30 protein-coding genes are annotated in these 26,625 nt (G+C 68.2%); 18 read left to right on the top strand and 12 right to left on the bottom strand.

The features are described 5' to 3' along the window. The first annotated feature begins 50 nt into the window (after window positions 1-50). Window positions 51-1,022: a hypothetical protein gene (locus tag V5D55_RS07315; RefSeq protein WP_435748732.1), complete on the top strand. Its 972-nt coding sequence runs from the start codon at window positions 51-53 to the stop codon at window positions 1,020-1,022. 341 nt (window positions 1,023-1,363) lie between these two features. Then, on the top strand, window positions 1,364-1,681 hold the full coding sequence (locus tag V5D55_RS07310; protein WP_435748731.1) for a hypothetical protein: 318 nt from the start codon (window positions 1,364-1,366) through the stop codon (window positions 1,679-1,681). A 36-nt stretch (window positions 1,682-1,717) separates the two neighbouring features. Here the strand turns inward: V5D55_RS07310 and V5D55_RS07305 are convergent, their stop codons facing one another. Then, the gene (locus V5D55_RS07305) at window positions 1,718-1,876 is read right to left on the bottom strand and encodes a hypothetical protein (protein ID WP_435748730.1); all 159 of its coding nucleotides are present in this window, start codon (window positions 1,874-1,876) and stop codon (window positions 1,718-1,720) included. Between the two features lie 133 nt (window positions 1,877-2,009). On the opposite strand from V5D55_RS07305, the gene V5D55_RS07300 reads away from it, so the two are divergent. Beyond that, window positions 2,010-2,942, top strand: coding sequence for an ABC transporter permease (locus tag V5D55_RS07300; RefSeq protein ID WP_435748729.1), 933 nt, complete (start codon window positions 2,010-2,012; stop codon window positions 2,940-2,942). A 13-nt stretch (window positions 2,943-2,955) separates the two neighbouring features. Here the strand turns inward: V5D55_RS07300 and V5D55_RS07295 are convergent, their stop codons facing one another. Both V5D55_RS07295 and V5D55_RS07290 read right to left on the bottom strand, forming a co-directional pair. After that, on the bottom strand, window positions 2,956-3,225 hold the full coding sequence (locus V5D55_RS07295) for a hypothetical protein (protein WP_435748728.1): 270 nt from the start codon (window positions 3,223-3,225) through the stop codon (window positions 2,956-2,958). 89 nt (window positions 3,226-3,314) lie between these two features. Continuing rightward, the gene (locus V5D55_RS07290; RefSeq protein ID WP_435748726.1) at window positions 3,315-3,452 is read right to left on the bottom strand and encodes a hypothetical protein; all 138 of its coding nucleotides are present in this window, start codon (window positions 3,450-3,452) and stop codon (window positions 3,315-3,317) included. 272 nt (window positions 3,453-3,724) lie between these two features. On the opposite strand from V5D55_RS07290, the gene V5D55_RS07285 reads away from it, so the two are divergent. From V5D55_RS07285 to V5D55_RS07270, 4 genes are all read left to right on the top strand, one after another. Beyond that, entirely contained in the window at window positions 3,725-4,408 is a 684-nt protein-coding gene (locus V5D55_RS07285) for a hypothetical protein (protein WP_435748725.1), read from the top strand. Window positions 4,409-4,438: 30 nt separating this feature from the next. Continuing rightward, the gene (locus V5D55_RS07280; protein WP_435748724.1) at window positions 4,439-4,690 is read left to right on the top strand and encodes a hypothetical protein; all 252 of its coding nucleotides are present in this window, start codon (window positions 4,439-4,441) and stop codon (window positions 4,688-4,690) included. Window positions 4,691-4,724: 34 nt separating this feature from the next. After that, window positions 4,725-5,153: a polynucleotide kinase gene (locus V5D55_RS07275; protein ID WP_435748723.1), complete on the top strand. Its 429-nt coding sequence runs from the start codon at window positions 4,725-4,727 to the stop codon at window positions 5,151-5,153. Between the two features lie 245 nt (window positions 5,154-5,398). Continuing rightward, window positions 5,399-6,556, top strand: coding sequence for a Cmx/CmrA family chloramphenicol efflux MFS transporter (locus tag V5D55_RS07270; RefSeq protein WP_435748722.1), 1,158 nt, complete (start codon window positions 5,399-5,401; stop codon window positions 6,554-6,556). Window positions 6,557-6,618: 62 nt separating this feature from the next. Here V5D55_RS07270 and V5D55_RS07265 read toward each other — a convergent pair whose 3' ends face one another. Beyond that, window positions 6,619-7,188, bottom strand: coding sequence for a TetR/AcrR family transcriptional regulator (locus tag V5D55_RS07265; protein WP_435748721.1), 570 nt, complete (start codon window positions 7,186-7,188; stop codon window positions 6,619-6,621). A gap of 85 nt (window positions 7,189-7,273) precedes the next feature. Here V5D55_RS07265 and V5D55_RS07260 point away from each other — a divergent pair, with 85 nt between their 5' ends. Together V5D55_RS07260 and V5D55_RS07255 are read left to right on the top strand one after the other, a co-directional pair. Further along, window positions 7,274-8,275: an SDR family NAD(P)-dependent oxidoreductase gene (locus V5D55_RS07260; protein ID WP_435748720.1), complete on the top strand. Its 1,002-nt coding sequence runs from the start codon at window positions 7,274-7,276 to the stop codon at window positions 8,273-8,275. Between the two features lie 22 nt (window positions 8,276-8,297). Further along, entirely contained in the window at window positions 8,298-8,723 is a 426-nt protein-coding gene (locus V5D55_RS07255; RefSeq protein WP_435748719.1) for a GNAT family N-acetyltransferase, read from the top strand. Between the two features lie 82 nt (window positions 8,724-8,805). On the opposite strand, the gene V5D55_RS07250 is transcribed toward V5D55_RS07255, so the two are convergent. Then, window positions 8,806-9,267, bottom strand: a complete 462-nt coding sequence (locus V5D55_RS07250) for a hemerythrin domain-containing protein (protein WP_435748718.1) — start codon at window positions 9,265-9,267, stop codon at window positions 8,806-8,808. Window positions 9,268-9,433: 166 nt separating this feature from the next. Here V5D55_RS07250 and V5D55_RS07245 point away from each other — a divergent pair, with 166 nt between their 5' ends. Together V5D55_RS07245 and V5D55_RS07240 are read left to right on the top strand one after the other, a co-directional pair. Then, window positions 9,434-9,604, top strand: coding sequence for a hypothetical protein (locus V5D55_RS07245; RefSeq protein WP_435748717.1), 171 nt, complete (start codon window positions 9,434-9,436; stop codon window positions 9,602-9,604). Window positions 9,605-9,788: 184 nt separating this feature from the next. Further along, the gene (locus V5D55_RS07240; RefSeq protein ID WP_435748716.1) at window positions 9,789-10,577 is read left to right on the top strand and encodes a hypothetical protein; all 789 of its coding nucleotides are present in this window, start codon (window positions 9,789-9,791) and stop codon (window positions 10,575-10,577) included. Window positions 10,578-10,590: 13 nt separating this feature from the next. Here the strand turns inward: V5D55_RS07240 and V5D55_RS07235 are convergent, their stop codons facing one another. The 7 genes from V5D55_RS07235 to V5D55_RS07205 all read right to left on the bottom strand — a co-directional run bounded on the left by V5D55_RS07235 (window position 10,591) and on the right by V5D55_RS07205 (window position 17,164). Continuing rightward, window positions 10,591-11,235 carry a hypothetical protein gene (locus V5D55_RS07235; RefSeq protein ID WP_435748714.1) on the bottom strand — a complete coding sequence of 215 codons (645 nt, stop codon included), beginning with the start codon at window positions 11,233-11,235 and terminating at the stop codon, window positions 10,591-10,593. A gap of 10 nt (window positions 11,236-11,245) precedes the next feature. Beyond that, window positions 11,246-12,037 carry an alpha/beta fold hydrolase gene (locus V5D55_RS07230; RefSeq protein WP_435748713.1) on the bottom strand — a complete coding sequence of 264 codons (792 nt, stop codon included), beginning with the start codon at window positions 12,035-12,037 and terminating at the stop codon, window positions 11,246-11,248. Continuing rightward, the gene (locus tag V5D55_RS07225) at window positions 12,034-12,564 is read right to left on the bottom strand and encodes a PadR family transcriptional regulator (RefSeq protein ID WP_435748711.1); all 531 of its coding nucleotides are present in this window, start codon (window positions 12,562-12,564) and stop codon (window positions 12,034-12,036) included. Before V5D55_RS07225 ends, V5D55_RS07230 begins: the two co-directional genes overlap by 4 nt. A 158-nt stretch (window positions 12,565-12,722) precedes the next feature. Next, complete coding sequence (gene gnd, locus V5D55_RS07220; protein ID WP_435748710.1) at window positions 12,723-13,784, bottom strand: phosphogluconate dehydrogenase (NAD(+)-dependent, decarboxylating); 1,062 nt, start codon at window positions 13,782-13,784, stop codon at window positions 12,723-12,725. A gap of 171 nt (window positions 13,785-13,955) precedes the next feature. Then, complete coding sequence (locus tag V5D55_RS07215) at window positions 13,956-15,140, bottom strand: epoxide hydrolase family protein (RefSeq protein ID WP_435748709.1); 1,185 nt, start codon at window positions 15,138-15,140, stop codon at window positions 13,956-13,958. Then, window positions 15,137-15,907, bottom strand: coding sequence for a 3-keto-5-aminohexanoate cleavage protein (locus V5D55_RS07210; protein ID WP_435748708.1), 771 nt, complete (start codon window positions 15,905-15,907; stop codon window positions 15,137-15,139). The genes V5D55_RS07215 and V5D55_RS07210 overlap by 4 nt, the downstream gene beginning before the upstream one ends. Before the next feature lie 75 nt (window positions 15,908-15,982). Beyond that, window positions 15,983-17,164 (bottom strand): MalY/PatB family protein, encoded by a 1,182-nt coding sequence (locus V5D55_RS07205; RefSeq protein WP_435748707.1) that lies wholly within the window; start codon window positions 17,162-17,164, stop codon window positions 15,983-15,985. 214 nt (window positions 17,165-17,378) lie between these two features. Here V5D55_RS07205 and V5D55_RS07200 point away from each other — a divergent pair, with 214 nt between their 5' ends. The 7 genes from V5D55_RS07200 (at window position 17,379) to V5D55_RS07170 (ending at window position 26,584) form a co-directional block, all read left to right on the top strand. Continuing rightward, window positions 17,379-18,404 carry a LacI family DNA-binding transcriptional regulator gene (locus tag V5D55_RS07200; protein WP_435748706.1) on the top strand — a complete coding sequence of 342 codons (1,026 nt, stop codon included), beginning with the start codon at window positions 17,379-17,381 and terminating at the stop codon, window positions 18,402-18,404. A 235-nt stretch (window positions 18,405-18,639) separates the two neighbouring features. After that, the gene (locus V5D55_RS07195; RefSeq protein WP_435748705.1) at window positions 18,640-19,569 is read left to right on the top strand and encodes an ROK family protein; all 930 of its coding nucleotides are present in this window, start codon (window positions 18,640-18,642) and stop codon (window positions 19,567-19,569) included. Next, entirely contained in the window at window positions 19,566-21,404 is a 1,839-nt protein-coding gene (locus V5D55_RS07190) for a class I mannose-6-phosphate isomerase (protein ID WP_435748704.1), read from the top strand. Before V5D55_RS07195 ends, V5D55_RS07190 begins: the two co-directional genes overlap by 4 nt. A gap of 48 nt (window positions 21,405-21,452) precedes the next feature. Continuing rightward, entirely contained in the window at window positions 21,453-22,721 is a 1,269-nt protein-coding gene (locus tag V5D55_RS07185) for an ABC transporter substrate-binding protein (RefSeq protein WP_435748703.1), read from the top strand. Between the two features lie 8 nt (window positions 22,722-22,729). Beyond that, entirely contained in the window at window positions 22,730-23,605 is an 876-nt protein-coding gene (locus V5D55_RS07180) for a carbohydrate ABC transporter permease (protein ID WP_435748702.1), read from the top strand. A 2-nt stretch (window positions 23,606-23,607) separates the two neighbouring features. Beyond that, complete coding sequence (locus V5D55_RS07175; RefSeq protein WP_435748701.1) at window positions 23,608-24,420, top strand: carbohydrate ABC transporter permease; 813 nt, start codon at window positions 23,608-23,610, stop codon at window positions 24,418-24,420. Between the two features lie 22 nt (window positions 24,421-24,442). Beyond that, the gene (locus V5D55_RS07170; RefSeq protein WP_435748700.1) at window positions 24,443-26,584 is read left to right on the top strand and encodes a hypothetical protein; all 2,142 of its coding nucleotides are present in this window, start codon (window positions 24,443-24,445) and stop codon (window positions 26,582-26,584) included. The last annotated feature ends 41 nt before the right edge of the window (window positions 26,585-26,625 follow it).

Genomic DNA, 26,625 nt, shown 5'->3' with positions numbered 1-26,625 from the left:
AGCTTTCATGGGCCAAATGAGCGAGGATGCTCATAGGAACGAGAGAGATCATGGAGATGAAGAAGAGGGCCGCAACGATAGCGGCATCCCTCGCGATAGGCGTGCTGACCCTCTCGGGCGTTCCGGCCGCCTCGGCCGAGAGCGACCCGACTCCGGGCACTCAAGAGGTCGTGGAACAGGCCACCGCTAACGCTGGCGTCCCGGCTGCTTCGACCGACGGTGAATTGGACGTCGTTCCGGCAACCGATGCCACCGACGGCGTTACCGTCCAGTCTGACCACCTGGCTCCGCTCACCATCCCTCTTCCTGAGGGGCTTTCGCTGGACGTTGCGGAGACCACCGATTCCGGTTCAACGATTTACCCGGCAGACAGGGGCAGCGTCGACGTTGCGGTGGAAGAAGTGACGCAGGGCGTTCGCGTATCGACGGTGCTCTGGGATGGATCCCGAGAAGCGTTCTCGTATTCGCTTCCCGAAGGCGTCGCTGCAACCCCGCGGCCTGACGGGTCTCTAGAACTGACGCGGACGGAGGTTGTCGAAGCGGAGGGCGTCACTGCGGAGGTGACTGCATCGATCGGAAGCATCGAGCCTGCATGGGCGATCGACGCCGACGGCGTTGCGTTGGGAACCGAGTACGACGTCACAAACGGTGTGATCACACAGACAGTGGACCTTGCGGGTGCAGCCTTTCCTGTCGTAGCGGACCCAACCTGGGCCATCACCAGCCCCGTCCAGGTAAGAATCCGTTTCACGCGCGCGGAAACGGCCACGATAGCCGGCGGAGGCTGGCACGCTACCGGCCTCACGGCTGTTTGCGCGGCAGCTGGGGCGTCTGTCGCCGGCCCGCCAGGAGCAGCCGCCTTCGCCGCCGGATGTTTCCTCGCTAGCGGGGCGATGGTTTACACGGCCGGTGTTGCACAAAATTCAAGACCCAAGCGTTGCCTCGAACAGTTCATGACCTTCGTGCCGCTTTCCGGAGCGATCATCGGAGTCCCCTGGTACGGAACCTACGCGTGCAGATGATGGAGACCATGCCTTATACGAAGTCGTTCAGGCGGCGGCTGAGAGTGCTGTTCTCGCCAGTCAGACTCATCCTGTTCATCGCTTCGATAATCTTCAACATCGCACTCAATGCCGTGTACATAAGTAACGGCGGGTCTCCTGAATGGGTAGGCGCACTCTCCGTCGTTCCTTTGCTCGCATTCGCAGGCTGGACAGTGGGCACGGATTACACGATCAGACGAAACGAGAGGAACCAGCTCTGAAGGGATCGAACGGGCGAGGGCCGTCTCGTCACTGCGGGCGGCCCTTGCTCGTTTCCCGGGACGCAAAGCATCGGCGGAGCTTCGAAAGAGAGGACAGAAATGAATGGTGAAGAACGTGGCTGCGCAGGTATCGCCGGCCGCTTCTTCCTCATCGCGTGTTCCCTTGGAATCGCCATCGGGCTCATCGCGATCGTGGGGATGTTGCTCGCAGCCACCGCGTTCGCGACTGCCCGCACTTTCGTCATCCCGCTCGTCGCCACCTTCGAAGGCTTCCGTGACACGGGCGGCACGAACGCTGTCACCGTCACCGGGTCCTGGGCGATGGCAGGTGTCGTGACGATCATCTTCGCGTTCTTGCTGTCATTCTTCGCGCTTCGACGACCGGGATCGTCGACCGACAGCAACGCCCGGGCGTGAATCACTAGGTGACTTACCGGGGCTCGTCCCGCTGCTTCAGCGCCCTCCCTCGCGCCGCTCCTGCGCCAGCGCCTGCCGATGCGTGGTCAGCGCGGCCCGCACAGCCGTGTAGATCACGAACCACAGGACGAGCAGCCCGATGAGGGAAGCGGCGGCGTAGATGAGGATCAGGTACAGGAGGCTCGCGGAGAACATGGCCTCAGGCTAGCGAGCGAGCGGCGGGTCAGCCCAGCGTTCAGCATCCGCCGCTCTGTCCTCATTCGTCGACAGCTCACTCCCAGAGACGACCTCCTAGAGTGGAACGTCGCCGACCGGAGGAGCTCGTCAGTTGAACCACGACCCGTTCGCCGGACTCCCCCGCACCGCGTTCCAGAAGCCCGGATCCTCGCGTGGCCTCGTCGACGTCTTCCACTGGCGCTACTTGCTGCGACTGCTGGTGCGAACCGGCGTGACGACCCGCTACCGCAACTCGGTGCTCGGATGGACCTGGTCGTACGTGCGGCCGGCAGCGCAGTTCCTCGTGTTCTGGATCGTCCTCGGAGTCTTCGTCGGCGCGGCCGGAGCCATCCCGAACTACGCGGTCTACCTCTTCTCGGGGATCGTCATCATCAACTTGTTCTCCGAGGGGTTCAAGAACGCGACGACGTCGATCGTCGGCAACGCCGCCCTGGTGCGGAAGGTCTTCCTCCCGCGGCAGCTCTTCGCGGTGTCATCCGTCATCGTCGCGTTCGTGCACTTCCTCCCCCAGGTCGGCCTGCTGCTCATCGCCTGCCTGTTCCTCGGCTGGATCACGCACATCACCCTGCTGTCGGTGCTGGCGATCTTCGCGGGCGTCATTATCGTGCTGGTCTTCAGCCTCGGACTCGGCCTGTTCTTCGGCGCGGTCAACGTGCGATTCCGCGACGCTGAGAACATCGTCGAGCTGATGTTGCTCCTCGCGACCTGGGCCTCGCCGGTGCTCTACTCATGGACCATGGTGCAGACCGCCGTCGAGAAGACCCTCGACTGGCCGTCCTGGATCGTCGAGCTCTACCTGCTCAACCCGATCACCCAGGCCGTCGAGCTGTTCCACTACGCGTTCTGGCGTCCGGCGACCGAGGAGATGGTCTCGGCCGCGGACTACGCCGGCGATGCGATGATCGCCCTGCCGCCCGGTCTCGCGTGGAACACGCTCTGGACGTTCCTGATCGCCGTCGCCACCCTGCTGATCGGGCAACTGGTGTTCCGTCGGCTCGAGGGGCGCTTCGCGCAGGACCTCTGACGCCGGCGTCTCCTCAGGCTAACGAGCGGTCCTCCGTCTTGCTCGCTGTCACCGCTGCGGCGATGGCTGCTGCTGTCACCCCGAGCAGCCCGACCGCGAGCAGAACGAGGCCGGCCGGCCAGACCGTGAGAATCGTGAGGTCGTAGTCGGTCACTTGTTGGACCGTGCCCGCCGCGGTGAGGGATATCCCCGTCACTGCGGCGATCACCGGGACGGCCCAGGCGATCGACCACGACAGTCGCCGAATGATCGCCTGCCGGTCGAGGACGGTTTCAGTCTCCATGCGGATCATGAAACCACACGTACGAGGTCGAATCGATATTCTGGCGGGTCGCAACCGCGGGCACCACCAAACCCGCTGCGAGTGGCAGGCTACTCGCTTTCGCGTCCCGATCCGCGACCGATCAGCAGCGACAGCCCGAGGAACCCGAGCACGAACGGAACCAACACGATCAGCACGTAGTGCAGCCAGAGCGGTTCGACGATCGGGTGGTACGAATGCCCCCTCATGGAAGCACACATATGAGGACCCTGCAGTATTCTGCGCATCCGCTCGCGCCACGGGATGACGCTGCTCGCGCGCGTTCCCCGAACTCGCGATCGCTCGAATTTCTGACGTCAAATATATTGCTTGTGTACCCATGCGTGCGCTTTCATTGCTCGCAAGCACATAGGCCACTAGGAAGAGCGATGACGTGCACTCGGTCACACGAACGTTGGTAGCCGTGATCACACTCGGGGCGATCACGGCTACGGCCACGTCATGCGAACCGGCGACCCCTGTGAGCTCACCGCCGCACTTCGCCCTCACATCCGCGGACGTGGTCTCCGCCGCGGGACGCGCGTATCCCGTCAACCTCATCTTCGTGGCGGAATCCGACGATCCGATCTGGACCGACCTGACCGGCGTCGAGCTGCCCGACGACGCATCCGTCGGGCCCGGCCAGTTCGACGTCATCCGCGGGGAGGGTGCGGACGGCTATCGGCTGGGGAACATCGCGTTCGACGTCGACGTGCCGCCCCACGGCCTCTCGTTCGATTCCGTCGGGCTCGTCTACGCCGACTCGACCGAACCCACTCCGGTGGACGTCGGCTCGTGGACATTCGCCCAGGCGCCACCTGAAGAGTTCGCCACCGCCGACACGCAGTCCGAGGTCGCGGCGATGCGAGGATGCACGAGCGCCGAGCTCCCGGTCCCTGCATCCACGGCCTCCATCGAGACGTTCCACACCGGGTCATCCGACGTGCAGGTTGAGCGGGCTGTGCTGGATCCAGAAAGCAACGCCCTCAGCATCACCCTGTCGTGTACCGACGAGGCAGACTTCCACATCATCAGCCCCACGCTCGACTACTCCGACAGCACCGGAGCCGCCAAGTCCCTGCGCTTCGCCCCCATCGCGATCGGATTCCAAGACATCGACGACGAGGATCTCCGTCGGATCAGGGCGCGCGAGAACTCGACATGATCGTCGGGGTGCCGTGATAGGAACGTACGCATGCAAGTAGATGACACCCTGCCGTACAGCAAGTCGATGCGCCGTCGGTTTCGAGTGCTCTTCTCGCCCCTTCGTCTGGTCCTCTTCGGCGCCGCGATCCTCTTCTCGATCGCGTTGAACATCGTGTACATCAGCAACGGCGGGTCACCGGAATGGGTGGGGGCGCTCTCGGTCGTGCCCCTCCTCGCTTTCGTGGGCTGGCTGTTGGCCACGGATTACACCCTCAGACGAAACGAGAAGAATCAGTCCTGAGAAGCAGGCTGTTCCGACGCACTACTCTCTCCCCATGCCCAACGTCCTCCCGCGCGCCTGGATCTTCGACGTCGACGGCACCCTCGCGCTGATCGGCGACCGCTCTCCGTACGACATGCGGAACGTCTCGATCGACACCCCGCACCATCCGGTCGTCCTCGCCGCCCAGGCCTTCGCCGCGCATCCGGATGTCGACACGCTCATCGTCGTCTCCGGCCGCGACGAGACAGCCCGCCGCGCGACGGAGGCGTGGCTGACGTTCAACGGCGTCCCGTTCGACCGCCTGCTCCTTCGCCGCAAGGGCGATCAGCGCGCCGACCACCTCGTCAAGGCCGAGATCTACGACACCTACATCGCCCCGCACTTCGAGGTCATCGGTGTCGTCGACGACCGCCGCAGCGTGGTCGAGATGTGGCGGTCCCGCGGACTCGTCTGCTTCCAGGTCGCGGAAGGCGACTTCTGAATATGTTTGCTTCTGTCGTCAGACGTGAAGCGCTACCGGATGAACCGCTGATCCGCGCCCGGCGGTAGAGTCGACCCCATGTCGAGTCCTGAATCAGACAGGTCAGGGGCTGCCGGTCACACCGCCAGCCCTCGGATCCGCTGAAGCCGACGCCCGCCTCCGCGCGAGCGTCGATCCGCCGTACTCGGGCGATGGCCGTGGTGACAAGAAGCTCCCTTTCTTGAACCCTCACCTCGGAGTACTCGATGCCTTTCTCTCTCTATCTGCTTGCCCTGGCGGTCTTCGTCATGGGCACCTCGGAATTCATGCTCGCGGGACTATTACCCGCCATCGCGAGCGACCTCGACGTCTCGGTCGGCACGGCGGGCCTGCTGACCTCGGCCTTCGCCGTCGGCATGGTCGTCGGCGCCCCACTGATGGCGGCGTTCGCCCGCCGCTGGCCGCCGCGACTCACGCTGATCGTCTGTCTGATCGTGTTCGCCGGATGCCACGTGGTCGGAGCCCTCACGCCGACGTTCTCGGTCCTGCTCATCACGCGGGTGCTCGGCGCCCTCGCGAACGCGGGCTTCCTCGCGGTCGCACTGACCACGGCCACCGCCCTCGTCCCCGCCGACCGGAAGGGACGCGCGCTGGCGGTGCTGCTCTCCGGCACGACCATCGCCACCGTCGCCGGGGTGCCGGCGGGAGCACTGTTCGGCACCGCGCTGGGATGGCGGTCGACCTTCTGGGCGATCGCGATCCTCTGCGTGCCGGCGGTGCTCGGGGTGCTGCGCGGCATCCCGCGTGCGCCCTCGCGCAACGGAGCGGTCCCTGCCCTGCGCCGCGAGCTGCGTGAGCTGGGGTCGCCGCGACTCGTCCTCGCCATGACCCTCGGAGCGCTGATCAACGGCGGGACGTTCGCCGCGTTCACGTTCCTGGCTCCGGTCGTCACCGAGATCGCAGGACTGGATGCCGGATGGGTGTCGGTCGCGCTGGTGCTGTTCGGCGTCGGGTCGTTCCTCGGCGTGACGCTCGCCGGACGGTGGTCGGATCGTCACCCCGGACTCGTGCTCGGCATCGGCGGACCGCTGCTGCTCGCGGGGTGGCTCACGACGGCACTGGTCGCCACGGAGCCGGTCGCGCTCCTCGCGCTGATCTTCGTGCAGGGAGTGCTGTCGTTCGGTGTGGGCAGCACGCTGATCGCGCGCGTGCTGTACGCCGCATCCGGTGCACCGACGATGGGCGGATCGTACGCGACCGCCGCACTGAACATCGGGGCGGCGGTCGGGCCGGTGCTCGGCGGGATCGGGCTCGGCGCCGGGCTCGCCGCGCCGGTGTGGGTGGCGGTGGGGATGACGGGGGTGGCGCTGGGTGTTGCGGCGGCGTTCCGCCGGTCGGTCGTCGGATCGAGCGTGGTGGAGTGACGCGGAACGGGCATCGCCGTCGAGGTCGGCGGCGATGCCCTTACGTGCCCGGCCGCGCTGACCTAAGCCGCAATCCCCCGCAGCAAAACCCTCACCGTCGCCTCGACCCGCTCGTCTCCCAACGGCCTCCCGAGCAGCGCGGCGTAGCTCGCCATGGCGACGAACTGGTCCGCGATGGCGGCAGCATCCGCATCCGCTCGCACATCACCTGCCTCCACGGCGAGCGCCATGCGTGACCCGACCCATTCGCGAATCGGCGCCGCCAGCTTCTCGTTCAGCGCGAGCCCGAGCTCGGGATCGGATGCCGTGATCACGATCAGCGCCCGCGCGATGGCGACGCCGTCGGCATCCGCAAGCGACGCGCTCATCGCGGAGAACCAGGCCCGCAGATCGGCCGCGAGATCCGCGGTGAACGGAATCGCCACATCCGCCCCCGGCAGCCCGCCCTCGAGCAGCGCCTCACCGAGGATCGCGGCCTTCGACGGCCACCACCGATAGATCGTCTGCTTCGAGACCTCGGCTTCGGCGGCGAGCCCCTCGATCGTCACAGCCTCGTAGCCACCACCCGACAGGGCAGCGCGCATCGCGTCGAGCACCGACTGGCGGGCTTTCTCACTGCGAGGACGAGGCACCTTCCGAGCGTACTCAGGCGTACACTGAAACATAAGTAGACGCACCGTTGCGAAATGACACGGTCACGAACAAAGGAGAACGAGCATGGCCCTCACCGCACACTCCACCATCGGCGACTGGCTGGATCACCCGACCGGCGGGCCGCTCATCCGCGCGCTCTTCGAGAAGACGGGCGCCGACCCCTCCCTGCTCACCCCGGTGCTCGGACTCCCGCTGCAGCAGCTCGTCGCGATGAGCCAGGGCGCCATGCCGCAGTCGATCGTCGACGACCTCGTGCGCGCGGCCAACGGCGGCGAGATCCCCGCCGACTCCGAAGACAGCGGCTGGACCGAGAAGCCCACCTCCGGCCGCTTCGCCGGCAAGACCGTGATCGTCACCGGCGCAGCATCCGGCATCGGCAAGGCCACCGCCTCCCGCATCGCCCGCGAAGGCGGCCGCGTGATCGCAAGTGACATCGCCGCCGAGAAGCTCGACGCGCTGAAGGCGGAACTGCCGGATGCCGACATCGTCACAGTCCCCGGAGACCTCACGAAGCAGGACGCGATCGACGCCGTCCTCGCCGCCGCGGGCGACCGCATCGACGGCCTCGCGAACGTCGCCGGCATCAACGACGACTTCTCCCCCGCGGGCGAGACGACGGATGCCGTGTGGGACAGGGTCATCGCGATCAACCTCACCGCTCCGTTCAAGCTGATGCGCGCGGTGCTGCCCCTCATGGAAACAGCCGGCCGCGGCGCGATCCTCAACGTCGCGAGCGAGGCGGGCCTGCGCGGCAACGCCTCGGGCAACGCCTACACGGCGAGCAAGCACGGCATCATCGGCGTCACGAAGTCCGCGGCGTTCATGTACGGGCCGAAGGGCATCCGCGTGAACTCGGTCGCGCCCGGCGGCGTCGCCACCGGCATCCCGATGCCCCCGAACATGTCGGAGTACGGATCCGGCCGACTGGCGCCGTTCCAGCAGGCGATCCCGACGGTGGCGACGGCCGAGCACCTGGCGGCATCCGTCACGTTCCTGCTGTCGGACGACGCCGTGAACATCAACGGAGCCGTGCTGGCTTCGGATGGCGGGTGGTCGGTGCAGTAGGCGCTGACCTAGTCTGAACCGCATGGTTCGGATCACCGGAGTTCTCGCCGCCGACGACGCAGCCCTCACCGCGCTGAATCAGCTGTTGCCGCAACTGTCATCGACGGCGAAGCCACTGGAGATCGGCGACCTCGAGGAGATCGTCGCCGCGGACACGACCCTGTTCCTGGCGTACGTGGACGACGCCGCGGTCGGCACGCTCTCGCTGATCTTCTACCGGACACCCTCGGGCCTGCGGTCGCGGATCGAGGACGTGGTCGTCGATGAATCCGCGCGCGGTCACGGCGTCGGACGGGCTCTGACCCGCGCGGCCGTCGACGCTGCCCGCACGCGCGGCGCGCGCAGCATCGACCTCACGTCGCGGCCGTCGCGCGTCGCCGCGAACGAGCTCTACAGGTCGGAGGGCTTCGAGCTGCGGGAATCGGCCTCGTACCGGCTGTCGCTCTAGCGGCAGGGGCGGATGCTGGATCAGAAACGCCTCTCCACCGGCCCGGGGAGAGGCGTTTCTGATCCACGCTGGGCGGCGCTGATCACAGCGGCCCGAACACCCTGCCCGGATCGGCATCCAGCGCCAGCGTCTCGAGCACCTGCAGCAGCTGCCGCTCCTCGAAACGGAAGTGGCTCTCCATGATCGCGGCGATGCCCTCGAGGTGCCGGGCCAACTCCTCCGGTCCGGCCGCCTGATCGACCGCGGCCTGCAACCCGCCGAGGAGGTGCCCGATCATCGAGTGATCCTGCTCGAGCTTGCGCAGCGTGTCGCGCAATTCCGGATGCTCCGCCGCGATCGCCGGGAACAGCTCCCGGTCCTCGCCCTCGTGATGCCCTGTCAACGCGGCGCAGAAGCCGTGACAGAACAGCAGCAGATCACGACCCGGCGGCGCGCCGGAAGCGACGGCTTCCTGCGTGATCGCCAACGCCTTGCGTAGGCGCTCGTGCACGCTGCGCAGTTCCATGCTCCAGGCGACGATCCTGGTCTTCTCGCCCTCAGTCACGCGAGGGCGAAGGGGTCGACGTGTTCATCGTCGTGCTCCTTCGGATCCCACGCCTCCATGTCTGACACAGCCTGCCACCGACACGCGACGCTCCCGAGAAACTAGCACGACCGGCATCCGCCTTGCGGGGGATGTGCACGCAAACCGCCCACCGCATACTCGGAGCATGAGCGAATCCCTCTTCACCCCCGGAGCCGCCGTCGTCACGAGCCGCGGACGCGGCAACGTCATCGACGTGCGCGCCACCCCCTCGGGCAAGTTCGTCTTCGGCGTGGAGGATGCCGACGGCGAAGTGACCTACTTCACCGAGAAGGCCCTCCAGCTCGCGCAGAGTTAGACGGACGGGGACGAGCCGGCCGCGCGATGACAGCGGCGACGGCGGCGGCGTTCGTGGGAATACGCTGACACAACGGCGCCTTTCTCTTGATCGCTGCCGCGCGGAAGGAGATGATTGCCAGACGCGAACGCCGGGGTCCAGCTCTCTCGATTCGCGTGCCGACCTCATCGAATGCGAGTTCCTCATGAAGACCCGCCCTGCCACCGCGATCTTCGTGCTCGCGGCGGTGCTTGCGGGCGGAGCGCTCGCCGGATGCGCGGCCGCTGAGCCATCGAACGCCGGCACGAAGGGACCGGCGTACGTCGACGAGGTCTCGCTCGATCAGGCCGCCACCCCCGACGACACCGCCTTCGATCAGACGATCGCCCATCTCGCCGAACGGATCAGCAACGTCGATGCCGTCTGGTGGGACGAGCACCTGAGCGAAGCCCTGCCGAACACGAAGTTCTCGGTGGACGGCGCAGCCGCGCGATCGGCATACGCCGCGGCCGTCGAGGGGACGGTCGTGGCCGTTTCCGAGGGGGCGAGCTACCGCGCTCACATCGGCGACGAGGGAATCTCGGAGATCGAGAAGCTCCCGTTCGACTCGCCCGGAGCGCAGTGGCGTGTGATGATCCTGACGCTCCAGGTCGCCGACGACTTCGGCACCGCCCTTCCCGCGACGATCGAATTCGGCATGACGATCGGCACGGGGTTCGACGCGGAGATTGTCCGGGAAGCGTTCGAGGGCGGGCACATCTTCGCGGTCCTGGAAGAGCGGGATCCTTCCGACGACGTGCAGTACGCGCTCGCACGGGCCCAGACTCTCATCGGCTCGATCGACGACGACGGAACTCTCTCCCTGCCGGTTCTCGGTGACGGACAGAGCTCATACCTCGACGGGCTGACCTCGCTCGACGCGGTGCGGGAAGCCGCAACCGAACCACCGACGGTCATCGAGCTCACTGCCGACGGAGTTCGACCGACCGCGTAGCCGCGGGGCGGCGCTACGCGCGCACACCCCTCCGCGTCCACGCCACGGCGAACAGCACGGTCGCCACCAGGAACACGACCCCGTACGCCATGCGCCCGACCGGCGGCAGCATGAATTGCGGAAGGGCGAGCGCCGCCAGCACCGCCATCGGCCAGGTTCCCCACGCGGCAGCGCCGGCTCGCGCGGCCACGACCGCCAGGCAGATCATGGCGACCGCCACGAGCAGCAGCCCGACGCCGAAGAGACTCACGGCCACGAGATTCATGCGGATGCTGCCGCTCAGCGCGACCACGTCGATGTCGGCCCCGCCGAGCGCGGCGCGACCGATCTCATGCAGGGCGAACGTCTCGGCGCCGTAGTAGAGGAGCACGAAGGCCGCGCCGATCCCGGTGCCGTAACTGGCGATCTGCGCGACCGGCGAGCGCCGCCGCACCGACTGGTCGCGAAGCCCCGCGGCCACGACGGACTGCGCGAACACGGCCAGCATCACGAAGGCGGCAGCACCGGCGAGGTGCGCGAACACCCAGCGCGGATCGGCGAAGGCCGCCGCCATCGCCTGCGGCTCCTCCGAGACATCGCCCCACGGGCGCGCGAGCTGGAAGGTCGCCATCAGCACCCCGGCGGCCACGGCAGAAACGGGAACGAGTCGTTGCGTCATGCGTCCAAGATTAGGGGGAGCCGTGAACGGCGGGAACCGTCTGCCCCGGCGTCGGAACGACGTCGCGATCCACGAAATCGATGATGGTCTGCGTGAAGAGATCCGGGTCCTGGATGCTCCAGATATGACGCATCCCGGGCGCGATCCAGGTGCGGGTCTGCGGCAGGGCCCGCCTCAGCGCAGCGAACGCCGCTCGCACATCCTTGGGCTCCCGCTCTCCGGCGATCGCGAGTAGGGGACCCGCATAGGCGAATCGACCGGACGGCATCGATCCGGCGAAGATCTCGCCATACATCCCGAGCGCGGTCTCCTTGCGCACGCCAATGCCCGCGGCGATGAACTGCTCGCGCGACTCGGCGGGAACCCGGAACAGCGCGGCCTGCGCCTTCCAGAACCAGCGACGGTCCCACGCGCGAAGCTGCAGTTCGGCCAGCCGGCGCTGCAGTCCTCGGATGCCGGTCATCATTGCCCCGGTCACCATGCACGAGCGGATGACGTCCGGATGCCGCGCCGCCAGGTGCACGGCGATCACGCCGCCCATCGAGAGTCCGACCACATGCGCCCTGCCGTCGACGGCGCGCTCCCGGATGATCGCGGCGATGTCGTCGGCCGCGCCGTCGAGACCTGGCCAAGGCTCGGCAGCGCGCGTGTTGAACCCGACCACATCGGGGGTGATCAGGTGGCGCTCGGGCAGAGCCTCGACCTGCGGCTCCCACATCCAGTTGCCGACGTTGCCGCCGTGCAGCAGGATGATCGACTCCCCGGAACGCTCACCGTGCTCGATCGGGTACCCGTCGCTCATCGCGCACCCTCTTCCGCAGTGACTCGGCGCCGGGTCGACTGCAGCCAGCGCAGCTCGGCCTCGCCCTGCTGGATCCCTGCGTCGAGGGTCGCCATCCGGAGCACGGCACCGAGGTCACCACTCGCCACGGGAAGCGCGCGCAGCTGCTCGAGCCCCGCCCGGATCGCCGCCTCGCGTTCGTCGAGCAATGCGAGCACGCCCGCCACCCCGAGCGGCTCGGCGAAGAAGAGCCGGGCGAGGAACGGCTCCTTCGGCTGAAGAGCCTCCAGCGGAGAGCGGAGCCATTCGTGGAGCTCGGCGCGTCCGGCATCCGTCAATGAATGCACGCGACGATCGGGCCGACCCTGCTGAGGGATCGTCTCGGTCGCGATGGCACCATCCGCCTCCAGCCGATCGAGCGTCCGATAGATCTGCGACTGATCGGCGTGCCAGAAGTGGTCGACAGATCGCTCGAAGGCGCGCCCCAGGTCATACCCGCTCTGCGGGGCCACATCCAGGAGGCCGAGGATCGCGTGCCGTAGCTGCATGACCCTAGTGGACCACACCTATATAGGACTGTGCAAGTATGTAGGGCCCGGCGTCGAGAGCCCCGACGATTCGCGGAGGTCGTGACGTTTCGCGGGCCCGTCCGCGCGGATGAGTCCGCGAAACGTCGTGCCTTCCGCGTTTCGTCGGCCCGCAACCCTCAGCTGTCGCCGGATTCCGCCCGCCGGCTTCCGGCCTCGAGCACGTCGCCGGCCGGCAGCTCCTGGTGCCCGCCGAACTGCAACCGCATGGCCGACAGCACCTGGTTCGCGAAGTGGTCTTCGCCGCGGGAGGCGAAACGCTCGAAGAGGGATGCTGCGAGCACCGGCACCGGCACACCCACGTCGACCGCGGCCTTGACCGTCCAGCGGCCCTCGCCCGAGTCGGACACGCGTCCGGCGAGGCCGTCGAGCGTCGGGTTCTCGTTCAGCGCCGCAGCCGTGAGGTCGAGCAGCCACGACGAGACGACCGATCCACGGCGCCACAGCTCCGACACCTTGCCCGTGTCGATCGGGAACTGGTAGAACTCCGGCTCTTCCAGCGGGGCGATCTCGGCGGAATGCTGCGCCTCGCGGATCCCGGCATCCGCATTGTCGAGCAGGTTGAGGCCCTCGGCGAGCGCCGCCATGATCCCGTATTCGATGCCGTTGTGCACCATCTTCACGAAGTGCCCGGCGCCCGATGGCCCGCAGTGCAGGTACCCCTGCTCCTCCGGCGAGAAGTCGCCGGTGCGTCCGGGCGTGCGCTCGATCTCGCCCGCACCCGGCGCGACCGTGCGGAAGATCGGCTCGAGGCGCTGCACCGCAGCATCCGGTCCGCCGACCATGAGGCAGTAGCCGCGCTCGAGGCCGAAGACGCCACCGCTCGTGCCTACGTCGATGTAGTCGATGCCCTTCTCGCGGAAGGCCGCCGCGCGGCGCACGTCGTCGCGGTAGTTCGAGTTGCCGCCGTCGATGAGCGTGTCACCGGGTTCGAGCACCGCCGCCACGTCGTCGGCGACCTTGCCCGTGAGGGAGGCCGGCACCATCATCCACACCGCACGCGGCGCCTGCAGCTTCGCGGCCAGGTCGGCCATGTCGTCGGCACCCACCGCGCCCTCCGCGACCAGTGCCTGCACGGCATCCGGATTCACGTCGTAGACCACGCATTCGTGGCCATCGCGCATCAGCCTGCGAACGATGTTCGCACCCATTCGTCCGAGTCCGACCATCGCCAGTTGCATTGCTCTCCTCCGGATGCTTCCGTGACCGGCCGAGGCCGTCGGCGCGGGAAATGCGCACCTGGAGGCGATGCTACGCCTCCAGCTGCGCAGACGGCCCGGTCCGGGCGTCCCAGTCTCGGACGGGGCGGAGAAGAGCGGCAGAGCACCGGTCATCGATCGAGTGTGGATTCCTCATGCTTCCAGGGCGCGGGGCGCGCCCTCGCGCAGGCCGCCGAAGAACTCCCGGAGTTCCGCGGCCACCGTCGCGGGCTGCTCGAACGACGCGAAGTGGCCACCGCGGTCGAGTTCGTGCCACTGCCGGATGTCGGTGAAGCGACGCTCCGCCCATCGCCGCGAGGGTCGCGGGTTCTCGGCGGGGAAGATCGATGCTCCGACAGGCACCTCGATGCGGTCGACGACATCCGTGTTGAAGAGGGCCCAGATGTCGGGGAAGCTCTCCCAGTACAGGCGGGCGGCGGATGCTCCCGACCCGGTCATCCAGTACGTCATGAGGTTGTCGAGGAACTCGTCGCGGCCGATCACCGAGTGCAGGTCGCCGTCGTTGTCGGTCCAGGCCCAGAACTTCTCGAGGATCCAGGTGCAGAGCGCGACGGGCGAGTCGACGAGCGCGTAGCCGATCGTCTGCGGTTTGTGGGAGTGCATGGCCGAGTAGCCGGATTCGGTCGCGTTCGCCCGCTCGAGGTCGTCGAGCGCCGCCTTCTCGAAGCTCGTGAGGCTGTCGAGGGTCGCCGGGTCGGGGGCGGCGAGCGGCGGGATCAGCTGCAGCCCGATAATCCGGTCAGGGAACTGCCGGCCGAGGCTGGCGCTGACACTCGTCCCCCAGTCGCTGCCGGCGGCGCCGAACCGGCCGTACCCGAGGCGATCCATCAACACGGCCCAGGCGCGGGCGATGCGATCGACGCCCCACCCGGTCTCGGTCGGCTTGCCGCTGAAGGCGTATCCGGGGAGCGACGGAACGACCACGTGGAATGCCGGGCCGCCGGAGAGCCCGTGCGCCTCAGGTTCGGTCAGCGGACCGATCAGCTTCAGGAACTCCACGAACGAGCCCGGCCAGCCGTGGGTGAGGACGAGCGGCGTCGCCTCGGCATGCGACGAACGGACGTGCACGAAATGGAGGTCGAGGCCGTCGACCTCGGTCGTGAACTGCGGGAACGAATTGAGCTGTTCCTCCCGCGCACGCCAGTCGTAGCCGTCCTGCCAGTACGCGCACATGTCGCGGGCCACCGACAGCGGGAGCCCCTGCGACCAGTCGCCGACAGTCTCGGCATCCGGCCATCGAGTGCGCGCCAGGCGGTCGCGCAGGTCGTCCCACTGCGCCCGCGGATAGTCGATGCGGAACGGGCGGATCTCGGTCATCGGCCGCTCATCAATCGCACGGCCGCCCGCATCAGGGCGGCGTTGTCGGATGCTGGACGCCCGTCGGGCAGGGCCAGGCCGTCTTCGAGCCCGACGCGGGCGTCGAGTCCCCACTCGACGGCCAGTTCGAACGCCGGCCACGCCGAGTCCTCCTCGCCGTGCAGCAGGATCGGGATGTCCGGCTCCTCGGCGGCGACGTGCGCGATGAGACCCTCGGCGTGGCCGCACACGACGTCGGCGGCTTCGTCGGGCAGCTCGATGAGGATCCGCAGGCAGGTGCCCCGCTCGGGCGAACGCCGCCAGGCCTCGAGGCCCGAGGCATCCCAGATTCCCGCCTCGACACCGACGCCGCGGCTCCGCAGCAGCGCGGCCACCTCGTCGGCACCGGCTTCATGCCAGTTGACGGATGCAAAGTCGGGAAGCTCCGTCCACGCGGCGATCGCCGCGAGACGATGCTCGACGTCGGGCTCGGCCCAGGCTCCCGTCGTCACGCCCACCGGCACGTCCGGGCAGGCGGCGCGCACGGCCCGCACCCATCGCGCCACGTCTTCGGCGGCGACGCTGTCGCTGCCGCGATCGTTCTTCGGATGCACATGGATCTCGTGCGCACCCGCTCCGATGGCCCGGGCAGCATCGTCTGCGACGACCGCGGGATCGATGCTCAACCACGGATGCTGCGCCACGTCACGGGCGCCGTTGACGCATGCCTGCAGCAGCATGTTCGTCTCGGGGGCTTCGTCAGAGGTCGCGGGGGCACCTGTCGTCATGCCCTCATTTCTAGGACAGGCGTCGGACATGCAGAACACCCTTGACAGGCCTTCCGTCGACCGTCCGGTTCGTGGTTACGCGCGAGCGCGCGCCACAGCATCCCCCATCGCTTCCAACGCCTCCGCGAGGATCGGGCGTGGCGTCGCGAAGACGACCCGCACGAAGCCTTCGGATCCGTGTCCGAGCAGGCGCCCCTCGGTCAGCACGACCCCGGCCTGCTCCCGGAAGAACGCGGCGGGCGGGCCGTCGATGTCGAGTGCGCGGGTGTCGATCCAGCCGATGTAGGTCGCCTCGGGAACGCGGTAGACGGCGCCGGGGAGGTGCGTGGCGACCAGGTCGCCGAGGGCGCGGCGTGAGCCGTCCAGATACTCAGTGACCCCGGCGAGCCAGGGGCGGCCGTGCCGATAGGCGGCGGTCGAGGCGACCACGCCGAGGGTCGAGGCGCCGTGCTGCACCGCGAACCCGAAGCGCTTGTAGAGCTCCTGATCCGCATCGTTCGAGGTGATCAGCTGCGCGGTCTTCAGGCCCGGGATGTTCCACGCCTTCGATGCGCTGGTGCCGGTGACCGTGTGCGCGGCCGTCGCCTCCGACACCGAGGCGTAGGGCACGAACGGACGGCCGTCGTAGCGCAGCGGCGCGTGGATCTCGTCGGCGAAGACGCGCCCGCCATTCCGTTCGACGATGGCGGCGATGGCCTCGAGCTCTTCGCGCTCGGCGATGGTGCCGGTGGGGTTGTGCGGATTGCAGAGCACGAGGGTACGAGCACCCGCGGCGAACGCGTCGTCGATGCGCTGCAGGTCGTGCTGCCAGCGACCGTCGACCTCGAGACCGGGCACCTCGATGACCGGGTGGCCGATCGTGGGCAGATATGTCAGGAACGGCATATAGGCCGGAGTCGGCACGATCACCGGCGATCCCGCCGGTGCGTACTCCTGTACGGCGACCCCGAGGACCGCCATGACGTCGGAGACCGGATGCACGCGCTCGGGGTCGATCGTCCAGTCGTACTCGTCCGCCATCCACCCGGCCGTCGCCTCACCGAGCTCGCTCGCCAGCGACGGCGAGAGGTAGCCCAGGTTCTCCTCTTCGATCGCCCGGTGCATGGCCTCGGCGATCTCGGGCGCGACACCGAAGTCCATCTCCGCGACCCACGCCCCGATCCGACCGGGGTGCAGGCTCCACTTGCGGCTCTGCGGCCGGTCGAGGTGCACCCGCGTGCGGGCGTCGAACGGATGGGCGGCGCGGTCGTCGGTCATGGCGTCATTCCGTCGTTCAGCCGACGGGACAGGAACAGTTGTCGACCACGGGACTCTCCTCACACATCCGGCCTCACACATCCGGTCCTCTCAATCTACGACGCCCCGCCCCCGCCGCATCCCAGGTTTCCGCCCGTGACGCCGCCCCCTCCCCACCCCGCCTCTTCCGCTCCCACGGGAGCAGGGAGGAGGCGCGCTGGTAACGTTCCCTGACATGAGCGAGAGAGCGCATCGGCCGACCGTCAGAGAGGTCGCACTGCGCGCGGGCGTCAGCCCGATGACCGTGTCCCGCACCCTCTCCGGGGGCCTCAACGTCAAGCCCGACGTGCAGGAGCGCGTGCTCATCGCCGTCGCAGAACTCGGCTACCACCGCAACGAGAACGCCCGCAGCATCCGTCCTGGCCACAGCAGCGGACTCATCGGCGTCGCGATCACCAACATCGCGAACCCGTACTACAGCACGTTCGCGCTCGGCGTCGAAGAGGAGGCCGCACTCGCCGGCCGACGGATCCTCCTCGGGAACACCTCTGAGGATGCTGCGCGGGAGGCGGCGCTCGTCGGCGACTTCCTCGGTCGTCGCGTCGACGGGCTGATCGTAGTTCCGGCCGGGACGGCATCCGCCCATCTGGCGAGTTCGCAGAGCCAGGGCGTGCCCGTCGTGCTCGCGTCCCGCCGCATCGACGGCCTCGCCGCCGACAGCGTCGTGCTCGCCGACGACGACGGCGCCTTCCGCGGAACCACGGCCCTCATCGATCGCGGCCACACGCGCATCGGCTACCTCGGGAACACGCTCTCGATCTTCACGGGCGTGCGTCGTCATGCCGGGTTCGTCCGCGCACTCGAGGAGCGCGGCCTGACCGTCGATCCGCGGCTCATCTCCGCGAACCAGCAGACCGTCGAGCAGGCCCGCGAAGCCACCCGCGCGCTGCTCCGCACCGAGAACCCGCCGACCGCGATCTTCTGCGCCAACAACCGCAACGCCATCGGCGCGCTCAAGGAGATCAGCCACCAGCTCGGCACCGGGCGGCGGACCGCGGCGGAGTTCCCCGAGCTGATGAGCTTCGACGACTTCGAACTCGCCGAACTCTCTCCCGTGCCGATCAGTGTGATCGACCACGACCCGCGCGAACTCGGCCGCACCGCCGCACGGCTGCTGCTCGACCGGCTCGACGGAGGCCAGAGTGACGCGCCGGCGCGGGAGATCGAGCTGCCGGTGTCGCTACGCCTCGACGTGCGCTGAGACCGCTCGCCGTTCCGCGTCCTCCACGCGTGGCCACTGCCTGGCGGCCGGCGGCGTGCGCCTGCCAAGGACTTGTACGTGCGGCAAGGCCGACGTCGCGGCATCCGTCCTTCTGACGCGCATATCTCCTTGCGAAGAGCACGGCATGACGCCCGGAGCAGATGCGTGCGAAGGGTGTTGACAGTCGCGTAAACCCGTTGATAACGTTACCAACATTCAACGAGGAGGACAGGCGATGGAGCTGTGCATCGATTTCGGGGGCACCGAGATCAAGCTCGCGGTCATCGACGATGCGCGCGTTCTGATCTCCGGCAGCATCCCGGTCCTCGGCGGTGCAGGCGATCTCGCGCGCGCAGCCGACGAGGCGCGTCGCCTTCTCGCCGGCGCCGGCAGAGGGGCGGATGCTGTCGGCATCGCGGTACCCGGAGTCGTCGACCCGGCCACCGGACGGATGCGGCATGCCAACGCCAAGTACGACCACCTCCGCGACTTCGACCTCAACGGCTGGTCGCTCCGCGAGTTCGGGCTCCCGGCCATCGTCGAGAACGACGCCCGTGCTGCCCTGGTCGGCGAGACGTCGACCGGGAGCGCCGCCGGCGAGCGCGACGCGGTGCTGGTGACCCTCGGCACCGGCATCGGCACGGCCGCGATGATCGACGGCATCCCGCTGCGCGGTCGCACCGGGCACGCCGGCATCCTCGGCGGGCACGTGACGGTCGATCTCGACGGGCCGGAATGCCCCTGCGGGAACGTCGGATGCGGGGAGGCGCTGGCGAGTGCCTGGGCCCTGGGCGGCGCTGGGACGAGCTCAGCGCGATTCGTCTCGCTTCGCTCGCTCAACGACCGAGAGGTCACCATGGCCGACGTCTTCGCCGACGACACGCACGCCGAGGTCCGCGACCGGTTCCTGCACGTGTGGGGCGCGGTCGTCACGACCCTCGTGCACTCCTACGATCCGGCCGTCGTGATCCTCTCCGGCGGCATCCTGCGCGCCGGCGACGCCGTCGGGGTGCCGATCGAGCACGACGTGCGGGCTCACCTCTGGCCCTCGATGACCGCCCCGCGCTTCCTCGTGCCGCCCGAGCCCGAACTCTCCGTCGTCCGCGGATTGAGCGTGCTCGCTCGCGCAGCCACCGCCGCTCACCCCCACCAGGAGGATCAGTGACCACCCCGATCAGCAACATGCACGAAGGGCACACCACCCGGGGTCGCTACGACACGCAGCCCACGATCGCGCTTCCCGACGGGGAGCGAATCCTCCGCGGCGACGCGGGCTGGCTCGAAGCCGCCGAGGTCGCCGAGGTGCGCGCCCGCGTCACGGGCACCGCCCCCGTCGTGCTCGTCGACACCTACCCGGGCGTCGACGTCCCGGCTCTCACCGCGCAGGTGCGCGCGGCGCTGCCGGAGTGGACCGTGGTCGATGTCGAGACCGCCGCCCGCCCTGTTGCCGAGGTCGAGCAGCTGATCGCCCCGAACCTCACCGACGACCGCGTCTTCGGCATCATGAGCCACTTCGCCCTCGCCGACTTCTACGACTCCGCCAAGCTCGACGCCCTCTCTCGTGGCATCGCCGAGAACCCCACCGTCGTCATCGGCTGGGGCGCCGCCCTCGTCGAATCGCGGCTCGACGGCCCCGCAGCATCCGTCCTGGTCGACATGGCGCGCTGGGAGATCCAGCTGCGCCAGCGCAAGGGCGCCACCAACTGGCGCGCCGACAACCCGGGCGAAGACAACCTGCGCAAGTACAAGCGCGGCTTCTTCGTCGAGTGGCGGGTCGCCGACCGCCACAAGCGCGAACTCTTCGACACCCTCGACTTCGTGCTCGACGGCAACGCGATCGCCCCGGCCGAGCCGCACGCCGACTCTCCGGATGCCGGCATGATCTCGGGCGCCGCGTTCCGCCAGGCGCTGAAGGATGCCGCGACCCGGCCCCTGCGCGTCGTGCCGTTCTTCGACCCCGGGGTCTGGGGCGGGCAGTGGATGAAGAACCTCATCGGGCTCGACCCGTCGAAGGACAACTACGCCTGGTGCTTCGACTGCGTGCCCGAGGAGAACTCGCTGCTGCTCGAGGGCGAGGGCGGGGTCATCGAGATCCCGGCGCTCGACCTCGTCTTCAGCCGCCCGGTCGACCTGCTCGGCGCGAAGACGTACGCGCGCTTCGGCGCCGAGTTCCCGATCCGCTTCGACTTCCTCGACACGATGGACGGCGGCAACCTCAGCCTGCAGGTGCACCCGCTGACCGACTACATCCAGAACACCTTCGGCATGCACTACACGCAGGACGAGAGCTACTACATGCTCGACGTCGGCGACGACGCCGTCGTGTACCTCGGCACGAAAGAGGGCATCGACCGACGCGGGATGCTGCAGGACCTCGCCACCGCGCAGGACGGCGACCATCCGTTCCCCGCCGAGAAGTACATCAACGCGTTCCCGGCCAAGAAACACGACCACTTCGCGATCCCCGCGGGAACCGTGCACTGCTCGGGTGCGAACTCGATGGTGCTGGAGATCTCGGCGACGCCGTTCATCTTCACGTTCAAGCTCTGGGACTGGGGCCGCGTCGGCCTCGACGGCATCCCCCGACCGGTGCACCTCGACCACGGCGCGCGCAACATCCAGTGGGACCGCGACACCGACTGGGTCACCGACAACCTCGTCGGTCAGGTCGAGACCATCCGCGCGGACGACGACGTGACCGAGGAGAGCACCGGACTCCACGAACTCGAGTTCATCGAGGTGCGCCGCCACTGGTTCACCAAGGGCGCAGACCACGACACCGACGGCACGGTCAACGTGCTCAACCTGGTCGAGGGAGACGAGGTGCGCGTCGTCAGCCCGACCGGCGCCTTCGAGCCCTTCGTCATCCACTACGCCGAGACCTTCATCGTCCCGGCCGCCGTCGGCGCGTACCGGATCGAACGCACCGAGCACTCGCAGAGCACCCGCTTCGCGACCGTCAAGGCCTACGTGCGCGGCTCGCGTACGAGCGACAACTGAACACACAGCACATCGACGAACACCGCTCAACGAACAAGGGAGTTCTGCATGAACGCGCGACGCAAGATCGCCGCCAGCCTGGCCGGTCTCATCATCGGCGGGCTCGCCCTCGCCGGCTGCTCCGGCGGCGGAGGGGATGCCGGCTCCGGCGAGGTCACCGGCACGCTCGACTTCTACACCGACAAGGCCGCGTGGAAGCCCGACTTCGAATCGCTCAACACGACGAGCGGCGAAGCGGCCGACATCACGCTGAAGACGACCGGATACTCCGACGCCAACCAATACGACGCCTTCATCAAGCAGTCGTTCCGCACGGCCAAGTCGCCCGGACTCTTCACCTGGCACACCGGCGACTCGCTCAAGCAGCTGGTCGACGAGGGCCTGGTCGCCGAGACCACCGACATCTGGAAGAAGGCCGTCGACGAGGGCTGGGTGAGCGAGGACCTGCGCGACAGCTACACCTACGACGACAAGCAGTACTGCGTGCCGATGAACATCGCCTACTGGATCATGTTCTACAACAAGGCCGCGTTCGCCGACAACGGCGTCGAGGTCCCGACCACGTGGGACGAGCTGAACGACGCGGCAGCGACCCTCAAGGGCGCCGGAGTCACGCCGTACTACCAGACCAGCGTGCTCTTCACCTTCCAGTGGTTCCAGCACCTGGTCGCCTCGACCGACCCCGACCTGTACGAGGGCCTCACCACCGGCGAGGTGAAGTACACCGACCCCGAGATCGTCGACATCATGAACGTCTGGCGCGATGAGCACGAGGACGGCTGGTTCAGCGACGCGGGCAGCACGACCGACCCCGCCGTCGGCCTGAAGCAGGGCGACTACGCGATGATCAACTTCGGCACGTTCTTCGCGGGCAACCTCGCCGGCGCCGGAATGACCAGCGACGACTACGGCATGTTCGCGATCCCTGCGGTGAACAGCGACCTCGAGACCATTCCGGTGGCCGTCGAATCCGGTCCGCTGTGCACCGCCGAGAACTCGAAGCAGCGCGACCTCGGTCTCGCCTACGCCGAGTGGTGGATGTCGCCCGACGCGCAGACCGCCTGGAACGACGCGCACGGCGACGTCGCGTTCAACCCGAAGGCCGAGGTGTCCGACCCGGCACTGGCCGAGATCGGCGAGCAGATCGCCGGCGACGGATACTCGCTCTACGACCGGTTCTTCGAGGCCATGCCGACCGAGATCGTGACGACAGCGATCGAGCAGTTCGGCGCCTTCAACGCCAACCCCGGCGACCCGATGCCGTACCTCGAGAAGATCCAGGCGACGGCTGACAAGTACTGGGCAGAGCAGGAGTAGTCACGCCGATGGCGCACCAGAAGACGCCGTATCAGTGGTCCGCCCGGGGCTTCATCGCCCCGGGCGTGTTCCTCGTCGCGATCCTGCTCTACCTCCCGCTGCTGTGGACGGTGTTCCTCAGCTTCACGGACTACAACGGTCTGGGGAGCCCCGACTGGATCGGCCTCGACAACTACGTCGAGATGTTCACCGACGGCGACTTCGTCGGATCGGCACTGAACACCGTGCTGTGGGTGGTCGGCACGCTGATCATTCCGGTGGGCATCGGTCTCACGATCGCGCTCCTGACCTGGAACCTCCGCGGCGGCATCTGGCTGCGCCTTCCCTTCCTCATCCCCTACGCCCTGTCCGGCATCGGCGTGGGCGTGGTGTGGTCGTTCATCCTGTCGTCCGGCGGCGCGCTCGACCAGGCGCTCGCGGCTTTCGGCATCCTCGATCCGCCGCGCTGGCTCTTGGATGCTCCGCTCAACACGATCGTCATGATCTTCGCCTCGTCGTGGCAGGGCGTCGGCGTGAACGCGCTGCTGTTCACGATCGGCCTGCAGGCGATCCCGAAGGAGCCGCTGGAGGCGGCGCGGATCGACGGCGCCGGCGGCATCCGCCTCTTCACCAGCATCCTGTGGCCGATGCTCCGCCCGCTCACCGCCGTCGTCGTCGGGCTCTCGATCGTCGCGAGCCTCAAGACCTTCGACATCGTCTGGGGCATGACGAAGGGCGGACCGGGCACCGTCTCGGAGACCCTCGCGCTGACGATGTACAAGGAGACCTTCGTGAACAGCGACTACGGTCTCGGCTCGGCGATCGCGGTGTTCCTCACCGTCATCACGCTGGTCGCCTCGGTGCTGTACCTGCGCCAGCAGCTCTCGCCGAAGAAGGAGATGTGAGCATGTCGAAAGCCATCAGGACAGCCGTCCTCGTCATCCTCGGGATCGTCTGGCTGCTGCCCGCATACCTCCTCGTCGTCAACGCGATGAAGGACCCGACGACGTTCACGTCGAAGGAGTCGTGGATCCCCACCGACTTCCACCTGTTCGAGAACTTCTCCGACGCGTTCACGCTGTCGGGGCTCGGCGACAGCATCCTCAGCACACTCATCTACTCGGTCGTGTCGCCGATCATCGCCGTGCTCGTGGGGGCGGCGGCCGGGTTCGCGATCGTGGCCCTGCGGCTGAAGCGCGGGTTCCTGTGGTTCGTGATCATCTTCGGCGGCACGGTCTTCCCTCTGCAGATGGTGCTGCTCCCGCTGTTCGACGCGTACTCGCGCGTCGGTCTGTTCGACACCCGCGTGGGCATGGTGATCGTCTACACCGTGATCTCGATCCCGTTCTCGGCGTTCGTGATGCGCAACTTCTTCACCGGGGTCGCGCACAACGTGTTCGAGGCGGCGGTGCTCGACGGTGCGACCACGTGGCGCATCTTCACGCGCCTCTATCTGCCGATGGCGTCGAGCGCGCTGGTCGCGATCTTTATCCTCCAGGCGACGTTCGTGTGGAACGACCTGCTGCTCGGCCTCACGCTCAGCCAGTCCGACGACATCCGCCCGATCATCACGACCCTGTCCGGCATGCAGAGCACATACGGCGGCGCGCAGATGTCGGTCGTGCTCGCGGCGGCCGTGCTCGTCTCCCTGCCCACCGTGATCCTGTTCCTCTGCACCCAGAGGTTCTTCGCCAAGGGCCTCGCGCTCGGACAGTACTGACTCCCTCGCAATGGAAGGCATCATGCATCCCCTCATCCCCACCGTCGATGACCTCGCCGCCGATGCGGTGACGCACCACTTCGACGACATGATCGCGCCCACCGGGCTCACCAACATGCTCGGCACCGTCCGCGTCGACCACGACCTGACCGCGGTCAGCGCGGTGCAGTTCCCGCCGGTGTCGCAGGGGCTCACCCAGACCGCGGTGCTGTTCGTCGACGGGCGGCTGTTCGCGTCGTACGGCGTGCCGGTGACGCACGAGTGGCGCCCCGACCGCGTGGTGCGGCGGGCGACCGTGGGCGACCTGGAGATCGTCACGACCACGGTGTGCGTGCCGGCGCGGGCGGCTGTCGCGATCGACATCGAGGTGCGCAACAGCGGATCGGCGGATCGCGACGTCGTGCTGTCGCTCTCGGCGGCCGCGCGCGTCACCCGGTCGGCCGAGGCGTGGCTCGACGCCGAATCGCCGTCGGAGCGCGACTCCGCGACGGTCGACGGCGAGCGCCTGCTCTTCTCGTCGACGGATGCCGGGGCATGGAGCGCGCAGGGGATCGTCGGGGGAACCGCGGTGCTGAGCGGGGTGGCCGGTGCTTCGGCGGCGCCGGGCTCGCCGAGCGAGGAGTTCGACGTCGGGATCGGTGGCAATGGCCGCGGCGGCGAGCTCTCCACGACGCTCACCGTGCCGGCCGGAGGATTCGCGCGCACCGGATACGTGCAGGCCGTCGGCATCTCCGAGGGCGACGCCACTCGCACGTACCGGCTCGTCTCCGCCGACATCCCGGGCGCGGTCGCCGCCGCCGAGGGTTTCTGGAACCGCCAGCTGCGCGCCGCCTTCGACCCTGCCGACGGAGAGTTCTCCGGGTCGCTGCCGCTGCTCGAGACGGCATCCGCACCACTGCGCCGCCTGTACTGGTGGGCGGTGCTCGGCGTGATCTGGTTCCGTCGCGACTTCGCCGGCAACGTGCTCGGTCGCTCGTACGACACCCTCATGCCGAACTACTGGGGCACCACGACGTTCATCTGGGACTACAGCCTCAGTTCGGTCAGCCACGCGCTGCTCGATCCGGCGGAGATGCGGAACCAGGTGCGGCACTGGATCTCGCTCGACATCCACTCGCACTTCGGCACGTCGTCGCTCACCGGCGGGCCCGTCGGCCGCTGGTACTCGGTCAACGACTACGCCATGACCCGGCTGGTGCACGACTACGTGCGCTTCACCGGCGACACCGCGTTCCTGGATGAGATCGTCGGCGACCAGTCCGTCGCGGAGTCGGTGCGGCAGTGGGCGATGGCGTGGAAGAAGTTACGCCACGGCACCTCCCTCGCGGACTACGGAGAGATAGACAACCTGCTCGAGTGCGTGAGCTCCTACACGCACGAGGTCGCGAGCCTCAACGCCGCGAACGTCTGGAGCATGCGCACGGCCGCGTCGCTCGCCGAGCTGCAGGGCGATGCATCCGCGGGCGCGGCGCTGCGCGCCGAGGCCGATGCGCTGCTGCCGGCCGTCATCGAGCGGTACCTTCCGGGCCAGGGCATCTTCGCCGCCGGACAGCCCGACGGCACGCTGCTGCCGGTGCGGCACTGCTACGACTTCAGTGTCGTCGGCACGACGATCGCGGATGACCTCGCCCCCGGCATCCGCGCCGAGATGGTCGGCTTCTTCCAGCGCGAGCTGCAGACCGAGAACTGGATGCGGGCGCTCTCGCCCTGGGACCCCGACGCCAGCTACAGCCCTCGGCCCGACCACCAGTGGAACGGCGCCTATCCGGCGTGGCCAGCGGATGCCGGGCGAGCACTGGCCGCACTCGGTGCGCCCGAGGTGCTCACGAGCTGGATCGAGGGGCTCTCGCGCACCGCGAACCAGGGCCCGATGGGTCAGGCGCACTTCGTCGAGGAGGCCGTGCCCGGCATCAACGGCGGTGCGCGCAAAGCGCCCCCGCAGCTGCCGTACATCATCGACTGGTCGTGCTCGTCGTCGGGGGCCTGGGTCGAGCTCGTGATCAAGGCGCTGTTCGGTGTCTCGGTCACCGCCGACGGCACCGTGCGCGCGGCCGGCTGCGTCGCCGCGATCGACCCGCACGCCCGTCTGCACGGCCTCCGCGTCGGCGAGCGCATGTACGACATCGACGCGTCGGGGGAGGTCTCCCCGAGCCCCGGCCGCTGACCAGAGGGTGGACGGCCTTTCGAATCGCGCAACTTGTCGCT

Origin of the sequence: Microbacterium sp. PMB16 (assembly GCF_051294855.1) — a bacterium.
In the GTDB taxonomy this organism is placed as follows: Bacteria; Actinomycetota; Actinomycetes; order Actinomycetales; family Microbacteriaceae; genus Microbacterium.
Note: the sequence above shows the minus strand (reverse complement) of the source record. Positions and strands in the feature narration are given on the sequence as shown.

Bases quoted from the DNA above. Each gene is read 5' to 3' on its own strand.
- V5D55_RS07305 (WP_435748730.1), bottom strand. From the start codon at position 1,876: ATGTTCTCCGCGAGCCTCCTGTACCTGATCCTCATCTACGCCGCCGCT.
- V5D55_RS07255 (WP_435748719.1), top strand. From the start codon at position 8,298: ATGGTTCGGATCACCGGAGTTCTCGCCGCCGACGACGCAGCCCTCACC.
- V5D55_RS07310 (WP_435748731.1), top strand. From the start codon at position 1,364: ATGAATGGTGAAGAACGTGGCTGCGCAGGTATCGCCGGCCGCTTCTTC.
- V5D55_RS07270 (WP_435748722.1), top strand. From the start codon at position 5,399: ATGCCTTTCTCTCTCTATCTGCTTGCCCTGGCGGTCTTCGTCATGGGC.
- V5D55_RS07185 (WP_435748703.1), top strand. From the start codon at position 21,453: ATGAACGCGCGACGCAAGATCGCCGCCAGCCTGGCCGGTCTCATCATC.
- V5D55_RS07225 (WP_435748711.1), bottom strand. From the start codon at position 12,564: ATGCAGCTACGGCACGCGATCCTCGGCCTCCTGGATGTGGCCCCGCAG.
- V5D55_RS07280 (WP_435748724.1), top strand. From the start codon at position 4,439: ATGCAAGTAGATGACACCCTGCCGTACAGCAAGTCGATGCGCCGTCGG.
- gnd (WP_435748710.1), bottom strand. From the start codon at position 13,784: ATGCAACTGGCGATGGTCGGACTCGGACGAATGGGTGCGAACATCGTT.
- V5D55_RS07210 (WP_435748708.1), bottom strand. From the start codon at position 15,907: ATGACGACAGGTGCCCCCGCGACCTCTGACGAAGCCCCCGAGACGAAC.
- V5D55_RS07195 (WP_435748705.1), top strand. From the start codon at position 18,640: ATGGAGCTGTGCATCGATTTCGGGGGCACCGAGATCAAGCTCGCGGTC.
- V5D55_RS07235 (WP_435748714.1), bottom strand. From the start codon at position 11,235: ATGACGCAACGACTCGTTCCCGTTTCTGCCGTGGCCGCCGGGGTGCTG.
- V5D55_RS07245 (WP_435748717.1), top strand. From the start codon at position 9,434: ATGAGCGAATCCCTCTTCACCCCCGGAGCCGCCGTCGTCACGAGCCGC.
- V5D55_RS07290 (WP_435748726.1), bottom strand. From the start codon at position 3,452: ATGAGGGGGCATTCGTACCACCCGATCGTCGAACCGCTCTGGCTGCAC.
- V5D55_RS07315 (WP_435748732.1), top strand. From the start codon at position 51: ATGGAGATGAAGAAGAGGGCCGCAACGATAGCGGCATCCCTCGCGATA.
- V5D55_RS07205 (WP_435748707.1), bottom strand. From the start codon at position 17,164: ATGACCGACGACCGCGCCGCCCATCCGTTCGACGCCCGCACGCGGGTG.
- V5D55_RS07180 (WP_435748702.1), top strand. From the start codon at position 22,730: ATGGCGCACCAGAAGACGCCGTATCAGTGGTCCGCCCGGGGCTTCATC.
- V5D55_RS07200 (WP_435748706.1), top strand. From the start codon at position 17,379: ATGAGCGAGAGAGCGCATCGGCCGACCGTCAGAGAGGTCGCACTGCGC.
- V5D55_RS07215 (WP_435748709.1), bottom strand. From the start codon at position 15,140: ATGACCGAGATCCGCCCGTTCCGCATCGACTATCCGCGGGCGCAGTGG.
- V5D55_RS07295 (WP_435748728.1), bottom strand. From the start codon at position 3,225: ATGGAGACTGAAACCGTCCTCGACCGGCAGGCGATCATTCGGCGACTG.
- V5D55_RS07170 (WP_435748700.1), top strand. From the start codon at position 24,443: ATGCATCCCCTCATCCCCACCGTCGATGACCTCGCCGCCGATGCGGTG.
- V5D55_RS07240 (WP_435748716.1), top strand. From the start codon at position 9,789: ATGAAGACCCGCCCTGCCACCGCGATCTTCGTGCTCGCGGCGGTGCTT.
- V5D55_RS07175 (WP_435748701.1), top strand. From the start codon at position 23,608: ATGTCGAAAGCCATCAGGACAGCCGTCCTCGTCATCCTCGGGATCGTC.
- V5D55_RS07230 (WP_435748713.1), bottom strand. From the start codon at position 12,037: ATGAGCGACGGGTACCCGATCGAGCACGGTGAGCGTTCCGGGGAGTCG.
- V5D55_RS07275 (WP_435748723.1), top strand. From the start codon at position 4,725: ATGCCCAACGTCCTCCCGCGCGCCTGGATCTTCGACGTCGACGGCACC.
- V5D55_RS07260 (WP_435748720.1), top strand. From the start codon at position 7,274: ATGGCCCTCACCGCACACTCCACCATCGGCGACTGGCTGGATCACCCG.